The sequence below is a fragment of the Mesorhizobium sp. M1A.F.Ca.IN.020.06.1.1 genome, assembly GCF_004023265.1.
GTDB lineage: Bacteria > Pseudomonadota > Alphaproteobacteria > Rhizobiales > Rhizobiaceae > Mesorhizobium.
In genome coordinates this window covers 1-4,482 of record NZ_RZSR01000479.1, presented here as the reverse complement: position 1 = coordinate 4,482, position 4,482 = coordinate 1, and the positions used below count along the sequence as shown (strand labels likewise).

Sequence of the window (4,482 nt, the reverse complement as noted above, 5' to 3'; positions counted from 1 at the left end):
GGGCATGAATGTCCTTTCGCTTCGGTTCCCTCAGGCCTTGCGGCGCGATCCTAGCGCATGACCTCGAAAACCGATATCGGTTTTCCGAAAGGAATCATGCGCCAAATCAAAGTTTTACGGCGACCTTCTTGCGCGTCCGGTTGGAAGCGTGGCGCTGTACCCTCGTTCTTCTATAGGGACGCCGTGACGCGCTTTCAACGCGATCCGCTACGCGCGCCTGCGATTTGAGCCGTCAGCGACCCTTTGTCCTCGTCGGTGACCGTCGCCGCTGCGCTCGTAAACGGTATAGCGTGTCGCGTGGCTGTCCTTTTCGCCCGCCGGAAAATCCTCGGATCGGACGATCCGCCAGATCGCGGGGTCGATCGGCGGAAAATGAGCGTCGCCATCGACCGCGGCCAGCACATGCGTGACGTGGAGACGATCGGCCAAGGGCAGGGCCTGGGCATAGATCTCGCCGCCGCCGACGACGCAGATCTCCTCGGCACCTGCCATGCAGCGGCCGCGCACCTTGGCCAGCGTGATCGCCTCGTCGAGCGAATGGGCGACTTCGGTGCCCTCGGATCGCCAGTCTCTGGCTCGCGTCACCACGATGTTGAGCCTGCCGGGCAGCGGCCGGCCGATGCCCTCATAGGTCTTGCGGCCCATGATGATCGGCTTGCCCATCGTATCGGCCTTGAAGCGTTTCAGGTCGCTGGAAAGCCGCCACGGCAGCCCGCCTTCGCGTCCGATCACGCCGTTCTCGGCAATGGCGACGTAGATCGCGATGTCCATCAGCCGCCGTTCCCGCTATTGTCCGACGGCTCGAGCAGCAAGATGCCGATATCGTGCTCCGGATAAAAATCCTTGGCCGTCATCTCGAACGTCGTCGGACCCACCTTGCGGACGTTGTCGCCGCAGAAGGAGACCAGATTCTTTGGGCTGCCCTTGTCGATGGTGAGCTTGAAATTGCCGATACTACCGGACGCCCAGTTGCCGCCGGTGGTCAGGATATATGCGATGCGGCTCTCGAAATATTTGGGATAGCCGTCGGGATTTTCCTTCGCTGCCTTGCGCACAGCGTTCTCGAACCCGCCGTCCATGCAGTAGCGGGTCTTGTAAGTGTCGTACTGCCCCTGGAACTTGCCGTCGTAATAGAAGCTGACCGATGACGTGCCGCCGACGCTCGGCTTGTAGCGGTGCGAGACATGGACTTGCTTGTTGGCCGGGAAGGTGGAGCGCCACCAATAGGTCGAGCGCAATTGCCAGAACGGCGCGTAGGCGGTTTGCATGCCCGAACCGTTGTCGGCGGTGTCTTCGATGATGATGCCGCGATCTTCCCAATCCTGGGCGACGTCCTTGGGCAGCTTTGCCAGCGCCGCCTTGGCGGCGTCGCCGAACGGATAGAGCGGCACGTCGTGCGCCTGGAGTTCCGCGGTGATGTCGATGCCCAGCGCGAACGCCTTTTGTTCGAGCTGCGGGTTGGCGTCGACGCCGTCGATCGTCACCTCGAAGCCGAGGAAATTGTCGCTCTGCGCTTCCGGGATCGCCGGCATCTCGTTCGGGTCGCCTTCGATGTCCGGCATCGGGAAGGCGACGGTCGCGCTGACGTCCTTGTCGGTATTGTTGCGGAAAACGTAGTCGACGGTCACTTTTTCCGGCGAGATGAAGAGATCCTCGCTTTCCATGGCAACCGCATCGCTGCGCGACAGGATCAGCCCGCCGGTGCCAAGCTCGGCAACGGAATCGTTGGCGAAGGCAGGTGCAACCGAGAATGCCAGCGCTGCGGTCAGGATAGTGCGTAACATGGCTCCCCTCTCGACGGCATGACCGGGATCATGCGGATGCGCTTCCATCTAGAGCAATTCCAGGAGAAGTAGCTAGAGACGTTCAACGTTTCTGCCAATCGGCGGAAGTTTTGCGTTCCCGCATGCCTGCCTGCCCCCGTCTGGACACCGGCCGCCCGATCGGGCAGGAGGACGCCTATGCGCAAGCTTCTCGTCATCGGCATCGGGGCCGGCAATCCCGACCACATGACCGTACAGGCCATCAACGGCCTGAACCGGGCCGACGTGCTGTTCGTTCCCGACAAAGGCGCCAGAAAGAACGACCTCGCGGAACTCCGCCGGCAGATCTGCGACCGCTTCGTCACAAACCCGAAGTCGCGCCGCGTCGAATTCGACGTCCCGGTTCGGGCCGAGCCGACATCGTCCTATCGCGTGACCGTCGACGACTGGCACGAGGCGATCGCCGAAATCTATGAAGGGCTGATCCGCGACGAGCTTGCCGAGGACGGCTGCGGCGCGTTCCTGATTTGGGGCGACCCCTCGCTCTACGACAGCGCGCTGCGCATACTGGAGCGCGTGCGCCTGAGGGGCAATGTCGGTTTCGAGCTCGAGGTCATTCCGGGCATCACCGCGATCCAGGCGCTTGCCGCCGTCCACGCGACCGCGCTCAACCGCATCGGCGATTCGATCCTGGTCACCACCGGCCGCCGGCTGACTGAGGAAGGCCTGCCCGCGAATGCCGGAAGCACCGTTGTCATGCTGGACGGCAAGTGCGCCTTCAACACACTGGTCGATCAAGATGTTTTCATTCAGTGGGGCGCTTATCTCGGCACGGCGGACGAGATCATCCTTTCCGGCCGCCTCGGCGATGTCGGCGCCGAAATCGAGAAGGTCCGAGAGGAAGCTCGGCGCAAAAAGGGCTGGATCATGGACACCTATTTGCTCCGCAAGCCCGGGGAGCCGGAGGAATAGGCCCCTTACAGGCCCAATCAACCGGCGTCGATCTCGGCCTGCAACGCCTGCATATGTACGGCCGCCGCTGAAGCCGCCGCGCGCTCGATCGCTCTGAAACGGCTGACGACGGCGAGACCCACGGCGGTCAATTGCGCGCCGCCGCCTTTTCGGCCGCCGGTCTGCGCCGCCACCAGCGGCTTGCCGAACACCCGGTTCATGTCCTCGACCAGGTCCCAGGCATGCTTGTAGGACATCTCCATGCCGCGCGCCGCGGCCGAAATCGAGCCGAAAGCGGCGATCTGCTCCAACAATTCGATCTTGCCCGGACCAATTCGTCCGTCAGGGTCGAGATTTATCCGCAGGCTCAGCGATGGCATCCTTTGTCCTCTGCGATCATGTCGAGATTACCCTCTCCGCCGCCACATCGCTTATTCCAAACCAACATAGCGATATTGCCCTTTCGTCAACCATCGGCCTCCACCGGCAGCCCAGCACCTGTCGTCGCGCTGTCAAAGCTCACCGTCTTGATCACCGCGAAGACCTCGCGGCCGAGCGCGAGCCGAAGGCTCTGCTTCGACTGTTTGGTGACGCGCGCCAGCACCGTTGCTCCGTTGCAGTCGATGGCGATCTCCACCGTAGGCCCGACGCCCGGCCTGACTGCGGCGATTTTGCCCGGCAGTATGTTGAGCGCGCTAAGACCCGACGGCTGTTCGGTCGCGATCATGACATCGCGGGCGCGGATGCGGAGCCGCACCAGAGCTCCCGCCGGGCGTGAAACGCGCGGCACGCGGATCTCGCCGGCCGGCGAGCCGAGCACAGTCATGCCGAAAGCCTCGTCGTGACGCAAAACCCTGGTGTCGAGCACCGCGCCGCCCTCGCCGCGCTCCTCCGCCGGCAAGAGGTCGAGCCGCTGCATGATCGCCTCGGTCGGGCCGAAAGCCGCGATCTTGCCTTGGGACAGCACCGCCACGTCGGTCGCCAGCCGCGCCACCTCGGCGACGGAATGGCTGACATAGGCGATCGGGATCTTCGTCTCATCGCGCAGCCGCTCGATATAGGGCAGGATTTCGGCCTTTCGCGCCTCGTCGAGCGAGGCGAGAGGCTCGTCCATCAAAAGCAGTTTCGGGCTGGCAAGGAGCGCGCGGCCGATCGCCACGCGCTGCTTTTCACCACCCGACAATTTCGCCGGCCGCCGGTCGAGCAGGGGACCGATGCCAAGGAGTTCGACCACCGCATCCATACTGGCGTAGCGCTCGGCAACCGGCGTGAACCAGCGGCCATAGCGCAGATTGCCGGCGACGCTCAAATGCGGGAAGAGCCGCGCATCCTGGAACACCATGCCGATCCGTCGCTTGTGCATCGGCACGAAGATGCCGGCGGCGGTGTCGACCAGCACGCGCCCGTCCACCGCGATCCGCCCTTTCCGCGGCCGGATCAGCCCGGCGATCACATTGATCAGCGTCGACTTGCCCGAGCCCGAAGGCCCAAACAGCGCCGTCAGCCGGCCGGCGCTTTCGAAACTCGCCTCGATGGCGAAATCGCCGAGACGATGACTGACGTCCACCGAGAGCGTCATTCGACGTCCATCCGCTGGCCGATCCGGCGCGCCAGAAGCTCGGAGGCCACCAGCGCCACCATCGAGATGACGATCGAAATCAGCGTCAGGCGCAGCGCTCCGGGATCGCCGCCCGGCACCTGCGTGAAGGTGTAGATCGCCGAGGGCAGCGTCTGCGTCTCGTTGGGGATGTTGGAGACGAAAGTAATG

The 4,482-nt window shown here is 63.7% G+C and carries 5 protein-coding genes and 1 pseudogene; 1 reads left to right on the top strand and 5 read right to left on the bottom strand.

Annotated elements, in window-relative coordinates; translation table 11 throughout:
* Nucleotides 1-207: 207 nt before the first annotated feature.
* Both EOA60_RS20230 and EOA60_RS20225 read right to left on the bottom strand, forming a co-directional pair.
* Nucleotides 208-771 carry a dihydrofolate reductase gene (locus EOA60_RS20230; protein ID WP_095824893.1) on the bottom strand — a complete coding sequence of 188 codons (564 nt, stop codon included), beginning with the start codon at nt 769-771 and terminating at the stop codon, nt 208-210.
* A complete protein-coding gene (locus EOA60_RS20225) occupies nt 771-1,784 on the bottom strand; it encodes a DUF4424 domain-containing protein (protein WP_095825024.1) in 1,014 nt (337 codons plus the stop codon). Before EOA60_RS20225 ends, EOA60_RS20230 begins: the two co-directional genes overlap by 1 nt.
* Before the next feature lie 177 nt (nt 1,785-1,961).
* On the opposite strand from EOA60_RS20225, the gene cobF reads away from it, so the two are divergent.
* Nucleotides 1,962-2,735: a precorrin-6A synthase (deacetylating) gene (cobF, locus tag EOA60_RS20220; RefSeq protein WP_067323209.1), complete on the top strand. Its 774-nt coding sequence runs from the start codon at nt 1,962-1,964 to the stop codon at nt 2,733-2,735.
* Between the two features lie 17 nt (nt 2,736-2,752).
* On the opposite strand, the gene EOA60_RS20215 is transcribed toward cobF, so the two are convergent.
* The 3 genes and pseudogenes from EOA60_RS20215 to EOA60_RS20205 all read right to left on the bottom strand — a co-directional run.
* Nucleotides 2,753-3,094: a winged helix-turn-helix domain-containing protein gene (locus EOA60_RS20215; protein ID WP_066990897.1), complete on the bottom strand. Its 342-nt coding sequence runs from the start codon at nt 3,092-3,094 to the stop codon at nt 2,753-2,755.
* Between the two features lie 86 nt (nt 3,095-3,180).
* Nucleotides 3,181-4,293 (bottom strand): molybdenum ABC transporter ATP-binding protein, encoded by a 1,113-nt coding sequence (modC, locus tag EOA60_RS20210; protein ID WP_067323206.1) that lies wholly within the window; start codon nt 4,291-4,293, stop codon nt 3,181-3,183.
* Nucleotides 4,290-4,482 (bottom strand): annotated as a pseudogene (locus EOA60_RS20205) (molybdate ABC transporter permease subunit); the annotation flags it as partial. The pseudogene EOA60_RS20205 and the gene modC, both read right to left, overlap by 4 nt.